We start from the raw sequence: 18,113 nt of genomic DNA, 5'->3' as shown, positions 1-18,113 counted from the left end.
TAATTCATCAGACAAAAACGGACTTATACCGCCCACCTGCACCCTCCCCGAACAGGGACGGCCCGCAAGCCAGTAGCATGCGGGCGCATGAGCTCCCCCACTGGGCCCGCATCCGGCCTGCCTGTACGAATGCCGCGCCCCCGTCAGCCGGGCCGGCACCGCCGTCCGGAGCCCGTCGCGGCTCCTGAGGGCGCGCCCGCACTCGTTCTCGCCGTGCCGGGCGCCCCCAGCACCACCACGCGCAGCCTCGCCGAGGAAGTCGTGAGCATCGCCCGCTCCGAGCTGCCCGGCCTCGACGCCAGAATCGGTTACGTCGACGGTGAGGAGGACGCCACCGTCGCGTCCTTCCCCGAGTTCCCCTCGCTGCGGTCCGTGCTCGCGCACGCGGCCGCCGAGCGCACCGCCCGTGTCGAGCGGGCCCGCGCGGCCGGCGCCGACGTGGCCGAGCCCGACGGCCCCGTGGCCGTCGTCGTGCCGCTGCTCGCGGGCCCCGACAGCGCGATGATGCGCCACATCCGGCAGGCCGTCATGGACAGCCGTGCCCCCGCCGAGCTGACCGATGTGCTCGGCCCCCACCCGCTGCTCGCCGAGGCGCTGCACGTGCGCCTGTCGGAGGCCGGGCTCGCCCGCGCCGACCGCGCCCGCCTGTTCACCGTGGCGACGGCCGCGGACGGCATCGTGCTCGCCACGGTCGGCGGCGAGGAGGCCGTGCAGGCCGCCGGGATCACCGGCATGCTGCTCGCCGCGCGCCTCGCGGTGCCGGTGATGGCCGCCGCGCTCGACCAGGAGGGCGCCATCGCGGCGACCGCCGAGCAGCTGCGCGGTTCGGGCTCGGACCAGCTGGCGCTCGCGCCGTACCTGATCGGCCCCGAGCTCGACTCCGGTCTGCTCGACGCCGCCGCGAAGGAGGCGAACTGCTCCGTCGCCGAGCCGCTCGGCCCCTACCCGGCGATCGGCAAGCTGGCGCTCGCGAAGTACACGACGTCGCTCGGCATCACGCCGCAGCAACCCTCGGGCGCGCCGGTGCACTGAAGGCACTCTCGGTCACCTCTGTACGCCGATGGGCCCGCCCCGATGTGGGGGCGGGCCCATCGGCGTACGGGCGGAGGCGGAAGGCTCAGTCGAAGATCACGCAAGAAGCCGCGGGCGCCTCGATCGAGCCCGCGCGGCTCGGGATGCCCGTCTCCTGGTCGACCGTGAACCAGGTGACGTCCCCGGACCGCTCGTTGGCCGCGTACAGGTGCCGCCCGGACGGGTCGACGGCCAGGTCGCGCGGCCAGTGACCGCCGGTCGGCACGGTCGCCGTCAGCCGGGGCGCGCCGCCCGCCCCGTCGAGCGCGATGACCGAGATGACGTCCGTGCCGCGCGTGGCGGTCCACAGGAACCGTCCGTCGGGTGCGACGACGACCGCCGAGGGGTACGCGTCACCGTCCGGGACCTCCGCCAGGACCGGCACCTCCGCCAGCGGCTCGAGGACGCCGTCCGCCGCGTCCCACGCGCAGACGGTGAGGGTGGGGGCCAGCTCGTTGAGGACGTACGCGCGATCGCCGCTCGGGTGGAAGGCGAGGTGCCGCGGGCCGGAACCCGGGCGCAGCGCGATCTCGCGGTGGAGGGTCGGCTCGCCGTCGCCGGAGAGCGCGCAGACGCGTACCGAGTCGGTGCCGAGGTCGACGCTGACCACCCAGCGGCCGCTCGGTTCCGCGAGGACCTGGTGGGCGTGCGGGCCTTGCTGGCGCTGCGGGTGCGGGCCCGAGCCGGTGTGCCGGAGCTCGCCGGACGGCGCGGGGCCGAGGGTGCCGTCGGCGCGCAGCGGCACGGCGGTGACGCTGCCCGAGCCGTAGTTCGCGGCAAGGACGTGACCGGCGTGCAGGGCGAGATGCGTGGGTGCCGAGCCGACCGGGACGGCGGGCCCCGCGAGCTCGGGCTCGTCGCCGGCGGTCCGGAACGCGGCGAGCGCCCCGTCAGACGTCTCGCTGACCGCGTAGAGCGTGCCCCCGTCGGGCGAGAGTGCCAGGTAGGACGGGTCGGGGACGGCGTCCGTGGAGCCGAGGACGGTGAGCGCGCCGGTGTCCGGGCCGACGGCCGCGGTGAGCACGCCGAGCCCTCCGGCCGCGGTGAAGGATCCGATGTACGCCCGTCCCGCGCGCCTGCCGACGACCACTGGCTGTCCCCTCTCGACCGGGGCGCCCCTGCCCGGCGCCGCTCGTGTGCGGGCGACGCTAGCAGCTGGTCTGGACCAGCTCGCGACCGGAGGTCACGGGGTCACGGTTTCCGGCCGCGGGCCCGGGTCAGGCACCCACCGGGGTCCGCGTGGACACGCTCAGGGGGACGGCCAGCTCGGCGAGCGCCTTCTCCACGCCGTGCAGATGGGCGAGGGCCGGCCCGATGCCCGCGGGGTGCGGGTCGGCGACGGCGCCTGTGGCCGGTCCGCGCTCCGCCTGCGGCGCGGTGAGCGCCTCCACGGCGGCTTCCACGCGCCAGCAGGCCGCGGCGAGCCGGTCGTCGTGCGAGGCCTCCGGGTCCGCGGCGATCGAGGCCAGCCCGCGCACCTCACGGGCACAGTCGTCCAGCAGGGCGAGCACCTGACGGGCGCGTTCCTTGCGGGCCCGCAGCGGGCTGAACGGATGCACCAGCGGGGCGAGCGAGAGCCGCACCTTCCCGAGGAGCTGCTCCAGCTCGGCCACCCGGTGCGCGGGGTCGGAGCCCTCGGCCCCGGCGAGCCGTGCGGCGGCCTCCGCGGTGCAGGCGTGCACGCACCGCAGGGCGCGCTGGATCCAGGAGTTCGTGGTGGCGTGCGTGGTCACGGGCAGTACGAGGAGCACGGCGAGTACGGCGCCGAGCGCACCGGCGCCGGTCTCGGCGACGCGCAGTGCGAGCAGCTCCGGGTTCAGCACCCCGAGCAGTCCGTAGAGCACTCCGGCCATGACGGTGACGGCGAGCATCATCCACGTGTAGGACACGGCGGCGGTGTAGAAGATCCCGAAGACGCCGACGGCCACGACGATCGCGGAGGGGACGGGCGCGCCGTTCAACGGCACCGCGACGACGAAGCCGACGCCGATGCCGATGACGGTCCCGAGCACCCGCCGGAAGCTCCGCACGAGGGTCTCCCCGCTGGACGCGGTGTTCACGAACACCCACCAGGTGGCGCCCACGGCCCAGTACCACCGCTCGCCGGACAGCACCTGCCCCACGGCGAGCGCGAAGGCGCCGCCCGCGACGGCCTGGACGGCCTGGCGCGTGGTCGTACGGGCCAGGCCCCGGCCGGCCGGCGGCACGGCCACGGCGGCGGGCGGCAGCCGGCGCTCGTAGCACCATGCCCCGAACCGCACGGCGGACGCGGCGCACAGCGAGATCAGCACCGCCGCGTACAGCTCCGGGAGCTGGGAGAGCGTCGTGTGCAGGAACTGCGTGGCGAAGAACATCATGAAAGCGAAGACCCCGAGCGAGTGCCCGCGCGGCCCCCACCGCCGCGCGTACACGCCGATGCCCATCACGACGAGGAAGGCGACGTCCCGTGCCACGGGCACGTCGTGCAGCGCCGCCGCGAGCGCGAGTACGGGGAAACCCACGACCGGCAGCAGCGCGGTGGTGACCGCCTGCCCCCGCACGGTCGCGTCCCCCACGGTGAACAGGGCCAGCAGTGCGGCGAGCCCTCCGGTGATCGCCGCGACCAGCGAATGTCCGGCAAGCCCGCACACGGCGACCGCCGACGAGATGCCGAGGACGGCCCGCGACGCGAACCTCAACCGCGCCCGCCCCGGATCCGGCGCCACGAACACCTTCTTCAGCACGGCTTCCCCGCCCCTTCCGCATCCATCCCGACCAGCCCACATGAAGAAGGCGCCACGGAGATCCGCGGCGCCATCGACACCCCCATAAGACCATCAAGCAGCCCCCTGGCTCAACCGACCCCCACCTCACTGACCCAATGGTCCACCCGTACCGCTCAAAGGCGGACCACAGAGAGACCAACGGCTCAGCGGCCGCCAGCACCGGCTCGCCCCCTGCCTCCACCAGAGCCCCGAAGACCCTCGACGCGAGGACCCTCGACGCGAGCACCGCCCCCGGCACCCCGAGCCGGGGCGCGGCAGGACGTCAGGGCGCGGCGGGAGGCCCTTCATCGTGCTCGCCGTCTGCCTCGTCAGCATCGCGATCGGACGGCCCCTGACAGGCGTGCTCCTGAACAAGGTCAACGCCGGTCCGGCCGACTGGCGCCTGCTCGTGCCACTGCGGCGCGTCTACACCGTCTCGACCTGGGTCTGCGTGGCCGTCAACACCGTCAACACCGTCAACGCCGCACTGCAGGTCATCTACTACCGCGGCGATGAACCCGTCGTCCTCGGCATCGTGCACATCGCCACCGGCCCCGTCCTCGCCGCGATCGTGGCGGCCACCGTCGCCTTCGCCCGCAGGGCGATGCCCGCCCCCGCCGCCTGAGACGCGCCGTCCCGGCCCGTTCAGCGCGGCGTCGCCGCCGAGCAGGCATCGGCGACCGAGGGGTAGATCCGCAGGATGTGGTCGGCGCCTGTGGTCCGCAGAAGGCGCGTCACCTGCGACTGCGGCGCGGCGACGCGCAAGGTGGTGGCGCTTTGGGTGATCAAGAGAAGGTTCAACGCGCTGGAGTCGGCGAACGGTACGCCCGCCAGGTCCAGCACGACGACCGGCTGTGCCAGCGCCGCCTTCTCCAGGGCATGGCGCAGCGGCGGAAGTGACTCGATGTCGAGCTCGCCGTGCGCGACGACGACCCAGCAGCCGCCCAGCGCGTACTGCTCCACCTTCGCCGCAGGGCGACCCACGCGATCCGGCACCGCAAGCTCCTTCTGTACGCGGTCTGTGCACCAACTCAAGTATCGGTGCTCCGCCTTCGCCTCTCCGGCCGGAGTGGGCGACGCACGCGTGACGCATTCCGGCGCGTAGACAGGCGGCGCAGCGACCCGGTCCCCGCGATACGCCCCGGACCGTGCACGCCGGGCGGACGACCGCGCCTCCGGCGCACGATCGCGCGCCGGTCCTCTCCCGCTGTCCCGTTGCTACCTTCCGACGCGGAAGCGGAAGGGGGCCCTGGATGTGCGCTTCATGGCATGAGTACAGCATTGCGCCGGAACGCAGCGCCACCGACACCCGCGGCATCACCGCGGTGTCGCGGATCTCCACCAGCATGGAAATCTGGTGGACCGGCATCAATCAGTCGGTCGAAGGCGCCTATTGGTACGAGGGCGGCCCGTGGAAGCGGCAACAGATCGCACCCGCAGGCAGCGCCTCCGTGAGCGGCGGCATGGCCGTCGTGTCGCGGATTCCCGGCAGCATCGAGCTGTGGTGGATCGGCGCCAACGGGTCGGTCGAGGGCGCCCATTGGTACGAGGGCGGCCCGTGGTCCCGCTACCGGATCGCGCCCGACGGCAGCGCGAACAGCGAAGGCAACCTCGCCGCCGTCTCACGGATCGCCGGTCACCTGGAACTGTGGTGGGTCGGCGCCAACGGCTCCGTGGAGGGCGCACATTGGTACGAGGGCGGCAGGTGGACGCGCTATCAGATCGCGCCGGCCGGCAGTGCCGCGGTACGGGGTGGCGTGGCCGCGGCGTCGCGGGTCCCCGGCAGCATCGAGCTGTGGTGGATCGGCGCCAACGGGTCGGTCGAGGGCGCCCATTGGTACGAGGGCGGCCCGTGGTCCCGCTACCGGATCGCCCCGGACCGCAGTGCCTCGGTCAATGGCGGCATGGCCGCGGTCTCCCGCGCGTCCGGCACTCTGGAGGTCTGGTGGATCGGTGACACCGGGGGCGCCGTCGCGTCGGTGGACGGCGCGTACTGGTACGAGGGCGGCCAGTGGTCCCGCTATCGCATCGCGCCGAACGCCGGCGCGTCCCAGGGCAGCGGGATCGCCGCGGTGTCCAGGACCCCGGGCAGCATGGAGATCTGGTGGGTCGGGCCCCAGCGCGAGGTGCGGGGCGCGCACTGGTACGAGGGCGGAAAGTGGACCGCGTACCAGCACTCCTCGTTCGGCAGCGGTGCCGCGTTCGGCGGGGTGGCCGCGGTGTCGCGGATTCCCGGCAGTCTGGAGACCTGGTGGATCGGCGGCGAAGGCGCGCCGAAGGGCCCGGGGTCCGTGCAGGGCGCCTACTGGTACGAGACCGGGAGCGAGGCGGGCTGACGCGACGCGGCCGGTTCCTCCGTTCCTACGCGAGGCCGCCGTTGCTCATCAGCAGTTGGCCGTTGATCCACTGGCCTTGCCTCGAGCACAGGAAGTCGACGAGGTGCGCGGTGTCCTGCGGAGTGCCGAGCCGGCCGAGGGGGGCGCCGCGGATGCAGTCCTCGCGGACGTCTTCGGGCATCCAACCGGTGTCGACCGGACCGGGATTGACCGCGTTGGCGGTGACGCCGAGGTGACCGAGTTCGTGGGCGGCGGCCAGGGTGATGCGGTCCAGGGCTCCCTTGCTCGCTCCGTAGGGCAGGTTGCCCACGGTGTGATCGCTGGTGAGGCTGATGATCCGGCCGGTACCCCGTTCCGCGGCGAAGCGGCGTCCGAACTCGCGGATGAGCAGCCAGGTGGCGCGCGTGTTGACGGCGAAGTGCCGGTCGAAGCTCTCGACGGTGGTGTCCAGCAGCCCTGAGTCGACGGACTCGCAGTGGCTCATCACCAGTGCGGTGACGCCGCCCATCCGTTCTTCGACCTCGTCGAAGACGCGTGCCGGCGTCTCCGGGTCGGCGAGGTCCGCCTCGATCGCGGTGGTGCGGGCGCCCTGTTCGGCCAGGGCCCGGCTGATCGCCTCGGCCGCGCCGGGCTCACGTCCCCAGCTCATGCGGTCGTCGTAGGGGGTCCAGTAGGTGAAGGCGATGTCCCAGCCCGACGCGGCAAGCCGCCGGGCGATGCCCGCCCCGATGCCGACGGTGCGGCCCACCCCGGTGACCAGGGCGAGCGGCCGGCCGGCCGGGCCGTCCTGTCCGTGAGCGGGCCGCCCGTGAGCGAGCCGGTCATGATCGCTGTTCGTCGTCACGATCCGGAATGCTTCACGAGCGGTACCGCGGCCGTCAATCGCGTACATGTCGGCATCGGGCTGAGCAGGGACCTCGTAGGGGTAGGGGTGGAAGCGGGCGTCCTCGTGCTCGTCGAGGTGGTACTGCGGGTTCGCTGGTCCGCGACCTCGACGACTGGGGCCGGGGACGGCCCCGCCCAGGTCAGCCGTGCGGTCCGTCGGCGGGTGACTGGTCCCAGTCGAGGCGGAGTACCGCGAGGTCGTCGGAGTGGCGGCCGGCGTTCAGGGCGTGTGTCTCCTTGATGAGGAGATCGACGTGCGCGGCCGGGTCGGTGCGCGGCAGCTGGTCCATGAGGGCGAGGAGCCCTTCGACGCCCAGTCGTTGACCCGTCGTTCCACTGTGGCCTTCGGTGAGGCCGTCCGTGTAGAGCGTCAGGGCTCCGGTCCTCTGGAGCGGGATGACGGTGGCGGGCCAGCTGCGCAGGGCGGGCGCGATGCCGAGGGCGATGCCGTGGGCGGCGGCGGCTTCGTGGGTTCCCTCGGCGGTGGTGATGAGGGGTTCGTGGTGGCCGGCCAGGTGGAGGGTGGCGGTGGCGGCCGCCTGGTCGAGGGTGAGGAGGGTGCAGGTGGCGAAGAGCGGGTGGCTGCCCCGCTCGGCGATCAGGATGCGTTCCATCAGATGCAACAGGCCCTCGCCGCGGTGACCGCCGAGCACGAGCGAACGCCAGGCGATCCGCAGGCACACGCCCAGTGCGGCCGCGTCGGGACCGTGCCCGCTGACGTCGCCGACGACGGCGTGCAGCAGACCGTCGTCCCCCTCCACGACGTCGAGGAAGTCCCCGCCGAGCAGGGCCATCGCGGCGCCGGGCAGGTACCGGGAGGTGACGCGCACCGTGGAGGTGCCGAGGATGGGCTGGGGCAGCAGGCCGCGCTCGAGGCGGGCGTTCTCCTCGGCACGCAGGCGGGTGGCCTGGGCCTGGGCGCTGGCGCGTTCGGTCTGGCTGCGGTAGACGGCGTAACGGACCGTGCGGTTCAGCAGTTCGGCCTCGACCTTGCCCTTGACGAGGTAGTCCTGGGCGCCGGCTGCCATGGCGTCGGTGCCCGCCTGCGCCTCGGACAGGCCGGTCAGGACGATGACCGCGGTGTGCGGGGCCATGGCGCGGACGGCGGTGACCGCGTCTATCCCGGACACGTCGGGCAGGTGCAGATCCAGGAGCACGCAGTCGGTCTCGCCACCGGTGAGGTCGGTGCGGGCCTCGCCCAGCGTGGCGCGGGTGGTCAGCTCGAAGCGCAGGCCGGTGTCCTGGAGGAGCTCGTCGACGAGCAGGGCATCGCCCCGGTCGTCCTCGATGAGCAGGATGCGGTACAGCGGTTCGCCGGTCGCCGTGTCGCGGGCGGCGGACGTGGTGGTGGTCACGGGGACGTCAGCTCCGCTCCGGCTCGGGTGGCCTCCGGCAGGACGGAGGGGTCGGGGGTCTCCGGCGGCTCGGGGGCCAGCGTGAAGGCGATGCGCGTGCCGTCCCGGTGGTCGGGGTCGACAGCGATGGTGCCCCCGTGGAATTCGACGATCTTCTTGCACATCGCCAGGCCGATGCCGCTGCCGGAGTAGGTGTCCTTGGTGTGCAGGCGCTGGAAGATGACGAAGACCTTCTCGGCGTACTCCTCTTCGATGCCGATGCCGTTGTCGGTGATCGTGAAGGCCCACAGGCCGTCGTCCTGCCGGGCCGTGATGTGGATCACGGGCGCGACGCCGGGGCGGCGGAACTTCACGGCGTTGCCGATGAGGTTCTGCCAGAGCATGCCCATCTGGGTGGGGTCGGCGATCAGGGTGGGCAGCGGATCATGGGTGACCGTCGCGCCGGACTCCTCGATCCCGACGCTCAGCGCGGACAGGGTCCGCTTCAGCACGGTGTCGAGGTCGACGCTCTGGTGGGTGTTGTGCAGCCGTCCGACGCGGGAGAAGTCGAGGAGGTCGTTGATGAGCGTCTGCATGCGGTTCGCCCCGTCGACCGCGAACTCGATGTACTGGTCGGCGCGTTCGTCCAGCTGTCCGCCGTAGCGGCGCTGGAGGAGCTGGGTGAAGCTGGAGATCTTGCGCAGCGGCTCCTGCAGGTCGTGCGAGGCCACGTAGGCGAACTGCTCCAGCTCGGCGTTGGAGCGCTGCAGGTCGGCGGTCTGTACGTCCAGGCGCAACCGGGCATCTTCGGCGAAGGCCAGTTCGCGTACGAGACGCCGTCGCATGAAGTCGATCTCGGCGCTGAGGCGGCGCAGGTCGGCGGGTCCCGTGGGCTCGATGGGGTGATCGAAGTCACCGCCGGCGATGGTGCGGGCGTCCGCGCCGAGGGCTTCCAGGGGCCGGGTGATGCCCCGGCGCAGGCCCTCGAAGATGATGGCCGTCAGGATGAGGATCAGGATCCCGATGGCGCCGAACACCCAGTTCCGTACGGTCATGGTGGTCATCAGGTCGTCCCTGGACCGCACACGGTCCTGACGCAGCCGTTCCTGCTGGTCGGCCAGTGCGGCACGGACCCGGTCGAAGGACTTCTTGCCCTCCGCCGCCCGCTCGGCGGCCAGCGGCACGGGGGCGCCGGGCGGCGCGGCGGCGATCGGCCGGGCGATCCGCTGCTGCCACCGGGTCAGCGGCTCCCGCACGGCCTCCAGATCGTCCAGGCGGGCCCGGTCGTCGTGCAACAGTTCGGTCAGGCGTGCGGTGTTCGTCCGCTGGCCGGCCAGTCCCTGCCGGTAGGGGGTGATGAAGCTGCGGGTGCCGGTGAGGCCGTAGCCGCGGATCCCGGTCTCCTGGTTGAGGACGGCCGCCTCCAGGCGGATCGCGGTGGTCAGCGCGGGCGACCGTACGTCCACGAGATCCTCGCTGAGCGTCGCGGTACGGCCAAGGACCCATGCCCCGGTCGCGCCGAGCAGGGCCAGCACGGTCAGGGACACGGCCGCGCCCACGCGCAGCCAGCGCCGGGCCGTCCATGCGGCGAGCCCTCGCCCGCGCCGGTACTGCCCCTCGCCGCTCATCGTCAATGCCCCCAGCTGTGTGGCCGCTCGGAAGGCGCGGCGCGCACAGCCTATAGCGGCGACAACTGTTGTTGTCACCACCCATGCGGGGGCCTAGAGTTCCGGTCATGCCAGGCAAGAACTTCCATCTGCGGGCCGGTCCGCAGGAGACGGCTGCCATCGCGGACGCGGCGGTCGCCAACGTCGCACAGCGTCTGGCCCGGCGTCTGCTGCAGGCCCCGGCGCTGCCTGCGGCAGTCGACGACCCCGCACCCGCCTTGGCCCTGCTCCACCTGCTCGACCAACTCCAGCACGCCACGGAACGGCTCCAGCAGGACGTCGCGGCGGCCGCCTCCCGTGCGGGCGCCGGCTACCCGCAGCTCGGTGCCGCCTGCGGCATGACCCGGCAGGGCGCCCGGCGCCGCTGGCCGGGCCTCTTCGACCACTCAGACGAAAAACCCACGGAGCGTCCGATGATGACGACCCCCGCCCGCCCCTTTGACGTCCTGCTGGTCGAGGACGACATTGCCGACGCCATGCTGATCGAGGAGGCCCTCTCCGAGCGCGGCGCCCGCAATCTGGTGCAGGTCACCGATGGAGTCGCCGCGCTGGAGCACCTGCGCACCCCGGGCGCCCCTCGGCCCGACCTGATCGTCCTGGACCTCAACATGCCCCGCATGAACGGCCGCGACCTGCTCAAGGTCCTCAAGAACGACGAGGACCTCCACACGATCCCGGTGGTCGTCCTCACCACCTCCACCGCCCCGGACGACGTCACCGGCGCCTACAGCAGCCATGCCAACGCGTACGTGACCAAGCCGGTGAATCTCGACGAGTTCGAGAAGGCCGTGCAGAGCATCGACGCCTTCTATCTCGACACCGCCGCCCGGCCTCGCCCCTGAGCCGATGTGGATGTCCGGCGCGTAACGGTCGTAGAGGAGCGCGAACGTCTCGGGTCGCTCCAGGGACTGGCGGACGACCTCCCCAATGGGTTCCCGCACCCGGTGACCAGGGAGGAGGGGCGCCCGCGGGAGCGATGAGTTTGGGCGGGGGGTCAGGTCTGCCCTGGTATGACTCGAACCATCGCCGACATCTCCGTCCCTCCCCACGACGGCTCCGTCCCTCCCCGGGGGATCACCTTGGGCATCGAGTCGTTCGGTGCCGACGACGCGCCGCTCGTCCTGCTCGCGGGCGGGACGACGATGCTCTCCTGGCCCGACGCGCTGTGCGAACGCGTCGCCGCCGGCGGGCGCCGCGTGGTGCGCTACGACCTGCGCGACGGCGGAGGGTCGACGACGCTGGACCCGCAGGCGCCCGCCTACACCCTGCGCGACCTCGCCGCCGACGCCGCGGCCCTCGTCGACGCGCTCGGCGGCGGGCCCGCGCACCTCGCGGGGATCGGTGTCGGCGGCATGGTCGCCCAGGTGGCCGTGCTCGACCGTCCGGGCGCGTTCTCGGCGCTCACCCTGGTCGGCACCCGCGCGGTCGCGCCCGGCCCGCCCGACGACGACCTCCCCGACCACGACCGGGCGACGATGGAGCGGCTCTTCTCGCGGCCGATGCCCGACTGGGCCGACCGCGATGCGGTGGCGGAGTTCGCCGCCGCGGGCGCGGAGATCCTCGGCGACGACCCCCTCGCGGCGCGTGCGGTGGCCGCGCGCGTCTGGGACCGCACGCCCGGCACCGCGCCCCCGGTGCAGTTGGCCAATCAGCTGGGCACGGTGTTCTCCCGGCTCGACTGCACGCCCCGCTGGCGCGAGCGCCTGCCCGGGATCACGGTCCCCACCCTCGTCGTCCACGGCCGCCGCGACCGGTTCTTCCCTGTCGGCAACGGTGAGGCGCTCGCGCGGGAGATCCCCGGGGCCCGGCTGCTCGTCCTCGACGAGGCCGCCACCGCGATCCCCGACGAGGCGGTCGGCGAGGTCGCGGCGGCGATGCTGGCGCTCGGGTAGGGACGGCGCCTGCCCGGTCGCCCGGGCGGGCGGATCAGCGCAGCCCGGCGAAGAGGTCGTTCTCGGGTACGGCCGCGTCGGTGCCGTCCTTGACCCGTACGAACGTCTCCACGCCCATCAGCTCGCCGAACCGCTCCTTGCCCATCTTGAGGAAGAAGATGTTCTCGCCCTGGCTGGCGTGCGCGGCCAGCGCGTCGAACTTCTGGCCGCTGAACGCGGTGGTGTCCACCCACGTGGTGATCTCGTCGTCAGGGAGGCCGATCTCGGCCATCGCGGCGGCCTCCGCGGGATCCGGCTCCGGCATGTCCGGGTGGAACTCGCGCATGATCTCCCCGAACCGCTGCATCCCGGAGCGGGGCATCGTCGTCCAGTACACCTTCGGCGTGAGCCCGGTCATCTCCAGCGCCGCCATCGTGATGCGGTGGGCCTGGATGTGGTCGGGGTGGCCGTAGAAGCCGTTCTCGTCGTAGGTGACGACGACATCGGGCCGGTAGTGCCGCATGAGCTCCGCGAGCCGGGCGGCGCCTTCCTCCACGGGGGTCTGCCAGAAGGATCCGGGGGCCTCGTTGCTCGGCCAGCCCGTCATCCCGGAGTCGGCGTAGTCCAGCATCTCCAGATCGCTGATCTTCAGGACGTCACGGCTCGCCTCGAGCTCCTGACGGCGCATGGCGGCGACGGCCGCCGGATCGTGTCCGGGCTCGCCCGGCTTGACACCCCCCGGACCGTCCCCGCACCCGCCGTCGGTACAGGTCACGAGGACCGTGCGGATGCCTTCCGCCGCGTACCGCGCGAGGATCCCGCCGGTTCCCGTGGCCTCGTCGTCGGGGTGGGCGTGCACTGCCATCAGCGTCAAAGGCCGTTCGGTCATGAAAAGTCCTCCTGCAGGAATACGTCTTGATCCACATGCGCGGCGGGCGTACCGCGATCCCGGGGACCCGGCTCCCGGCCGGGCGGACGACCTTACGGCCCCCGCGTTCCCCGCACGCGCGGCGCCGGTCCCCGGTCGGTGCAACCGTGCGCACCGGGCGTGCTGTTCCCGGGCGGCCGGTCCGAAGTCGCCGGTCCGGGAATTCGTTCGCCGTCCGGGGCCGTCGCTTCTAGCCTGCGTCGTGTGATGACGGCTGAAGACGTGCGGTACGTCCTGGCTCTGCTGCGAAGGGCCGGGGCAGAGGTCTGGATCGGTGGAGGCTGGGGAATCGACGCCTTGATCGGCGAGCAGACACGAGACCATCGCGACCTGGACCTGATGCATCGGCTGGATCAGGAAAAGGCCGTGGTGGCGGCTCTCTCCGAGGCGGGCTTCGTGGAAAGCCTGAACGAGCGGCCCATTCGTTTTGTCGTCACCGCTCGGGACGGCCGGGAGATCGACCTTCATCCCCTCGCCTTCGGGGCCGACGGCTCGGCGGCGCAGGCGTCACCCGGGCCGGGGCACCCTTTCCGCTATCCGCCCTCGTGCTTCGTGACGGGCACGATCGGCCGAACGGCCGTCCCGTGCCTCTCCGCCGAACAGCAGGTCTACTTCCATCAGGGATACGAGCCCACGGAACGCGATCGGCACGACATGGCTCAGCTCCGCCGGGCCTTCGGGATCGCCACGCATTTCTGAGGACGGGCGGCCGGCGAACGCTCCTGTTCGGCGCGCTTCTCCTCGGCGAAGGCCTTCGCGTCGGCTTCCGTGCGCGTTCGGACCCATGGGCCGTTTTGCCCCGCACCAGGAATCATCAGACACCCCCATGGTCAATTCTCCAGCGCCTCACCGTTTCCTCGGGAATGCAGACTTCCCGGCCCCGCGGGCACGTGGGAGAGGCCGCCTTGAGCCGTACTAGGGCCCGTGCGGAAACGGCGCGCCAGCCCATAGACTCAAGAACAGACCAGCAGCCCGGTTTTGAACTCCAAGATTCTTCTCAAGATCGACGGGGGCCATCAGCGATGATCCGTGCACGGCGGGGCAGGTCCGAGAATCACTCACGCGGCATCAGGAACTCCCCATGAGGGCAGAGTTGGCGGCGTGGGGCGGAGAGCCGCCGGAGGTGCATTCCGGGCGTGCGCCGCGCCCCGAGGCACCGGCTCGCACCCCCATGGTCGGACGCGGCATCGACCTCCTGAACCTCTCCATCCAACTGGAGCAGCGCAGAGCCCGGTTGATCACACTCGTCGGGCCAGGCGGCGTCGGCAAGACACGTCTCGCCGAGGCCGCGGTGGCCGACGCCGGGCTGTCCGTCGCGCACCACGTGGACGCCCATGACATCGAGGGCGCCCGGGCGTTGGCCGAGGCGGTGGACATCCCGCCGCTGTCGGCCGAGTCCTGGCTGGTCCTGGACGGCTTCGAACTGTCGGGGGACACCGCGTCGGCCCTGGTCGACACACTCCTCGACGAGCAGCCCCTGCTGCGCATCCTGGCCACCGGCCGCAGGCCGCTGCATGTCTACGGCGAGCAGGTGTTCCCCGTACAGCCACTGTCCGCGCCGTCGCCTCCCTACCATCAGGACGTGTCCGAGCTCCAGGAGTACCCGGCGGTGACACTCTTCGTCGACCGGGCCAGGCGGATCCTCCCCTCCTTCGCCCTGACCGCGGACAACGCCCGGCCCGTCGCCGAGATCTGTGCCCGCCTGGACGGCATCCCCCTCGCCGTCGAACTCGCCGCGAACCGCCTGCGGTTGTTCGACCTCAACGTCCTCCTGACACGGCTGCGGGACGGCCGGCCGGTCCTCGGCGGCTGCCACCCGGCGCGCTCGCCCCGGCACCGCTCCATCAGCGCGATCTCCGAGCGCAGCTACCACCTGCTCGACGAGCACCAGCGCGAGCTCCTCACCCGCCTGTCGGTGGCCGTCGGCAGCATGAGCCTCACCACGATCAAGGAGCTCTGGGACCTGCCGGCCAACAGGGCCGAGGAGGCCGTCGAGGCCCTGGTCTCCCACGAGTTGCTGCGCGTCCACACCTCCGGCACGGAGACCCGGTGCTCGATGTACAACATCGTCCGGGAGTTCAGCCTGGAGCGGCTCGAAGCGGCCGGCGGCCTGGCCCACGCCCGCGATCAGCACGCCGAGCACTTCCTCGCCGTGGCGCTGCGGGCGGAACCGCACCTGGCCGGGCCGCGCCAGCACGAATGGCTCGGCCGGCTGGCGACGGACCACGACAACGTCCAGGCCGCCCTCTCCCATCTCACCGCGCGGGGGCGCCGGCACGACACGGCCCTGGCCGCGCTGGCGCTGCGCCGCTTCTGGTTGACGCGCGGCCACCTCGCGGCCGGGGAGCGGCGGCTGGCGGACGCCTCGGCCGTGTTCCTCGCCGACGCCGGGCAGCGGCAACTCACCGCACGGGCCGAGGCGGCGCGCGGCACGCTGGCCATGGCCGGCGGGGACAGCCACCTCGCGGCGGACTGTTTCCGCCGGGCCGCCATCGCCTACGCGGAGTGCGGACAGCGCCACCAGGAGCTGACCACCCTCGCCCAACTCGCCGCGGTGCGGCCCGATCCGGCGGACGGCGACGCCCGCGGCCTCGCGGAGCACGTCCTCAAGGCCGCTCGGACCTCCCCCGCGCCGGAGGAGGTCGCGGAGGCGGCACTCGCACTCGCCGCGCAGGCCCGCCAGAGCGACACCAAGCTGGCCTGCGACCTGCTCGACGCGGCGGAGACGGTGTACGCGCGGGCGCAGGACGTACGCGGCCAGGGCCTCGTCCTGGTGCAGCGCGCCGATCTGAGCATCGCCCGGGGCGATCAGGAACTGGCGGAGAGCCTCCTCCACGAAGGCCTGCTCCGGCTCCAGGCCGTCGGGGAGTGCACCATGCTGCCCCCGGCCCTGGAAGCCCGCGCCTATCTGTTGTGGCAGCGCCTGCCGGAGCAGGGCCAGCGGGTCGCCCGGATCCTCGCCGCCTCTTGCGCCCTGCGGGAGGCGACCGGAGCCAATCCGCTCCCGGCCACGGCCGTCCCCCTCGCCGCCGCCCGCGAACTGCGCAGGTCCTTCTCGGGCCCGGAGTACGAGGCGGTGCGCCGCGAGGGGCGGGCGCTGTCTCCCTGGGCCGCGGCCCAGGAGGCGCTGGCCGCCCCGCTGTCCACCGGATCCTCGCCGTCCGCGGCGCCCCGCTCCGCGTCGCTCTCGGCCCGCCAGTACGAAGTGGCCCTGCTCGTCAGCGACGGATTGACCAACCGGCAGATCGCCACCCGGCTCAACCTGTCCGAGTGGACCGTGGTGAACCACGTACGGCACATCATGCGCCGTCTGGACGTGCCCTCCCGCATCCACATCGCCCAGTGGGTGGCGCAGCGGCAGGCACGGTAGCGGCCGGGAGCGCAGGGCCGGGAGTCCGGAGAGCCGGGGCCCGGCCCTCCCTCAGGCGGCCGCCACCAGGGCCTGGATCCGCTCGTGGTCGAGGCCGCCCTCCGGATGGCGCGGCAGGGCCCCCTCGATCTCCAGGAGCCTGGTCGGCAGATACCACGGCGTCACGTCCCGCTCGGCGAGGATGCCGACGAGCTCGGTGAGCGCCGGGCACCGGTCGCCGCTGGGAACGATCACGACACAGGTCGACTGCTGTCCGTGCGCGTCCCGGTGGAGGACCACGGCGACCTCCCGGACTCCGGGGTGCCGCAGGATCTCCTCCTCGACCTCCGCCGCGGGGAGCGAGACCGACGTACCCGCCGGACGAGCGGCTCCGCGTTCGAGACGGATGCCGCCCTTGCCGTCGTCGCACGCGAGCACGCCCGTGTCCAGCCACCCGTCGTGCCGCGACCAGGTCGAGTACAGGGGTTCGTCCGCCCCCACCCGCCCGTAGCCGACGCAGAGCTGGGCGCCGCGCACCCAGAGCCGGGACGGCCCTTCGCCGCCGGGTCCGGGCCGCAGGTCCGCCTCCAGGCCCGGCATCGGCTCTCCGTCGCTGAACGCCTCCCAACCGTGCGGGGCGTCCTCCCGGTTGCGGAATCCCAGGCCGAACTCCCCCATGCCCCAGCACGAACGCACGCCCAGGACCAGCGCGGACCTGATGTCCCTGAGCAGCTCCACGGAGCCGGACAGGGCGTCGCACATGACGAAGCGCAGCAGCGGCAGAGAGCGCGGTCTGCGACGCTGCTCGCTGACGAGCTGCCGTACGAACTCCGGTGTCATGAAGGCCTGGGTGACCGACGCGTCGGAGAGCAGCCGCAGATAGCTGTCGGGCGACCAGACGTCCTGGTAGACACCCGTGCCCCCGGCCAGCAGCGGTCCCCATACGCAGTAGCGCATGCCCGCGGCGCTCGCGATGGGGTGCGGCGTGCTGAACACCTCGCGTGCGGCCCAGCCGCGCCGGCTCTCGGAGGCGGGACCGCCGCAGCCCGCGTACAGGGTGTTCTCCGTGTGCAGCACGGCCCTTCGTTCGCCCGCGGGTCCTGTGATGAACTGCATCAGGCAGAGCCGGTCCAGGTCGGGGCCCGACGGCAGGTCCGGCAGCGCGGTGTCCCTCTCGTGCGGGGTGCGCAGAAAGAACGCGTCGAAGTCGATGGCGCCGGGCGGTACCCGGTCGCCGTGGACCACGCGGTGCCGCAGCCAGGGCAGCCGGGACGCGATCTCGCCCAGGGCGCCCGCGCAGTCGTACCCCTGCCAGGTGTCGCGCACCACGCACACCTGCGCCCGCGCTGCGGCCAGGACGCGCTCGGCGTCCCGGCCCCGCAGCCCCGGCACGAGCGGCACGGCGATCGCTCCCCGCCAGCAGCAGGCGAGGGTCAGCGCGGCCGCCTCCCAGGTGTTCGGCAGCTGGAAGGCGACCCGGTCGCCGCGCCGGACGCCCAGCGCGGTCAGGGCCGCCGTGAACCGCCGTACGTGACTGGCGAGTTCGCCGTACCGCAGGACGGTCGGCCGGCCGTCCGCCACCCGGTGGGCGACGATCGCCGGGCTGTCGGGCCACGCCGCGGCGAAGCGCAGCAGGTCGTGCAGCACGGACGTGTCGCGCCACCAGCCGTCGGCACGGTGCCGGTCGGCGACCTCAGCGGGGACCTCGATGCCGAACGGGTCCGCGCCGTCCGGGAGCTGGGCGGCCGCGCACCCGCCCATGGTGTTCTCCGTCATCCGCTCCCCTGCCCACCGCGCCGGATCCGTGCATGTCCCCCCCACCCCCCGGGGGGGGGGGGGGGGGGGGTGGTGGGGGGGGGGGGGGGGGAGGGGGGGGAGGGGGGGGGGGGGGGGGGGGGAGGGGGGGGGGGGGAGGGGGAGGGGGGGGA

General features: G+C 72.9%; 15 protein-coding genes. 7 read left to right on the top strand and 8 right to left on the bottom strand.

Translation table 11 applies throughout. The features are described from left to right. The first annotated feature begins 87 nt into the window (after positions 1–87). Positions 88–1,032: a sirohydrochlorin chelatase gene (locus tag ACZ592_RS00810; protein ID WP_471579313.1), complete on the top strand. Its 945-nt coding sequence runs from the start codon at positions 88–90 to the stop codon at positions 1,030–1,032. Positions 1,033–1,117: 85 nt separating this feature from the next. Here the strand turns inward: ACZ592_RS00810 and ACZ592_RS00805 are convergent, their stop codons facing one another. Then, positions 1,118–2,161, bottom strand: coding sequence for a lactonase family protein (locus tag ACZ592_RS00805; protein ID WP_471579312.1), 1,044 nt, complete (start codon positions 2,159–2,161; stop codon positions 1,118–1,120). Positions 2,162–2,288: 127 nt separating this feature from the next. Further along, a complete protein-coding gene (locus ACZ592_RS00800; protein WP_471579311.1) occupies positions 2,289–3,794 on the bottom strand; it encodes an FUSC family protein in 1,506 nt (501 codons plus the stop codon). 331 nt (positions 3,795–4,125) lie between these two features. Here ACZ592_RS00800 and ACZ592_RS00795 point away from each other — a divergent pair, with 331 nt between their 5' ends. Continuing rightward, positions 4,126–4,440, top strand: coding sequence for a DUF3159 domain-containing protein (locus ACZ592_RS00795; RefSeq protein WP_471579310.1), 315 nt, complete (start codon positions 4,126–4,128; stop codon positions 4,438–4,440). Between the two features lie 20 nt (positions 4,441–4,460). On the opposite strand, the gene ACZ592_RS00790 is transcribed toward ACZ592_RS00795, so the two are convergent. Further along, positions 4,461–4,811: an STAS domain-containing protein gene (locus ACZ592_RS00790; RefSeq protein ID WP_471579309.1), complete on the bottom strand. Its 351-nt coding sequence runs from the start codon at positions 4,809–4,811 to the stop codon at positions 4,461–4,463. Between the two features lie 257 nt (positions 4,812–5,068). On the opposite strand from ACZ592_RS00790, the gene ACZ592_RS00785 reads away from it, so the two are divergent. Next, positions 5,069–6,151 carry a PLL family lectin gene (locus ACZ592_RS00785; RefSeq protein ID WP_471579308.1) on the top strand — a complete coding sequence of 361 codons (1,083 nt, stop codon included), beginning with the start codon at positions 5,069–5,071 and terminating at the stop codon, positions 6,149–6,151. A gap of 25 nt (positions 6,152–6,176) precedes the next feature. Here the strand turns inward: ACZ592_RS00785 and ACZ592_RS00780 are convergent, their stop codons facing one another. From ACZ592_RS00780 to ACZ592_RS00770, 3 genes are all read right to left on the bottom strand, one after another. Further along, positions 6,177–6,995, bottom strand: a complete 819-nt coding sequence (locus ACZ592_RS00780) for an SDR family oxidoreductase (protein WP_471579307.1) — start codon at positions 6,993–6,995, stop codon at positions 6,177–6,179. A 181-nt stretch (positions 6,996–7,176) separates the two neighbouring features. Next, the gene (locus ACZ592_RS00775) at positions 7,177–8,391 is read right to left on the bottom strand and encodes a PP2C family protein-serine/threonine phosphatase (protein ID WP_471579306.1); all 1,215 of its coding nucleotides are present in this window, start codon (positions 8,389–8,391) and stop codon (positions 7,177–7,179) included. Beyond that, entirely contained in the window at positions 8,388–9,998 is a 1,611-nt protein-coding gene (locus ACZ592_RS00770) for a sensor histidine kinase (protein WP_471579305.1), read from the bottom strand. Before ACZ592_RS00770 ends, ACZ592_RS00775 begins: the two co-directional genes overlap by 4 nt. Positions 9,999–10,105: 107 nt before the next feature. Here ACZ592_RS00770 and ACZ592_RS00765 point away from each other — a divergent pair, with 107 nt between their 5' ends. Both ACZ592_RS00765 and ACZ592_RS00760 read left to right on the top strand, forming a co-directional pair. Continuing rightward, positions 10,106–10,879: a response regulator gene (locus ACZ592_RS00765; protein ID WP_471579304.1), complete on the top strand. Its 774-nt coding sequence runs from the start codon at positions 10,106–10,108 to the stop codon at positions 10,877–10,879. 168 nt (positions 10,880–11,047) lie between these two features. Beyond that, the gene (locus tag ACZ592_RS00760) at positions 11,048–11,929 is read left to right on the top strand and encodes an alpha/beta fold hydrolase (protein ID WP_471579303.1); all 882 of its coding nucleotides are present in this window, start codon (positions 11,048–11,050) and stop codon (positions 11,927–11,929) included. 34 nt (positions 11,930–11,963) lie between these two features. On the opposite strand, the gene ACZ592_RS00755 is transcribed toward ACZ592_RS00760, so the two are convergent. After that, positions 11,964–12,797 carry a PIG-L family deacetylase gene (locus ACZ592_RS00755; RefSeq protein ID WP_471579302.1) on the bottom strand — a complete coding sequence of 278 codons (834 nt, stop codon included), beginning with the start codon at positions 12,795–12,797 and terminating at the stop codon, positions 11,964–11,966. Positions 12,798–13,043: 246 nt separating this feature from the next. Here ACZ592_RS00755 and ACZ592_RS00750 point away from each other — a divergent pair, with 246 nt between their 5' ends. Together ACZ592_RS00750 and ACZ592_RS00745 are read left to right on the top strand one after the other, a co-directional pair. After that, positions 13,044–13,535 (top strand): nucleotidyltransferase domain-containing protein, encoded by a 492-nt coding sequence (locus ACZ592_RS00750; protein WP_471579301.1) that lies wholly within the window; start codon positions 13,044–13,046, stop codon positions 13,533–13,535. Positions 13,536–13,917: 382 nt separating this feature from the next. Then, on the top strand, positions 13,918–16,206 hold the full coding sequence (locus ACZ592_RS00745; protein WP_471579300.1) for an ATP-binding protein: 2,289 nt from the start codon (positions 13,918–13,920) through the stop codon (positions 16,204–16,206). Between the two features lie 51 nt (positions 16,207–16,257). On the opposite strand, the gene ACZ592_RS00740 is transcribed toward ACZ592_RS00745, so the two are convergent. Continuing rightward, positions 16,258–17,961, bottom strand: a complete 1,704-nt coding sequence (locus ACZ592_RS00740; RefSeq protein WP_471579299.1) for an AMP-binding protein — start codon at positions 17,959–17,961, stop codon at positions 16,258–16,260. Positions 17,962–18,113: the final 152 nt, after the last annotated feature.

This window comes from Streptomyces sp. NPDC040622 (assembly GCF_055593965.1).
The sequence above is the reverse complement of the archived record's forward strand: the minus strand, read 5'-3'. Positions and strand labels throughout refer to the sequence as shown.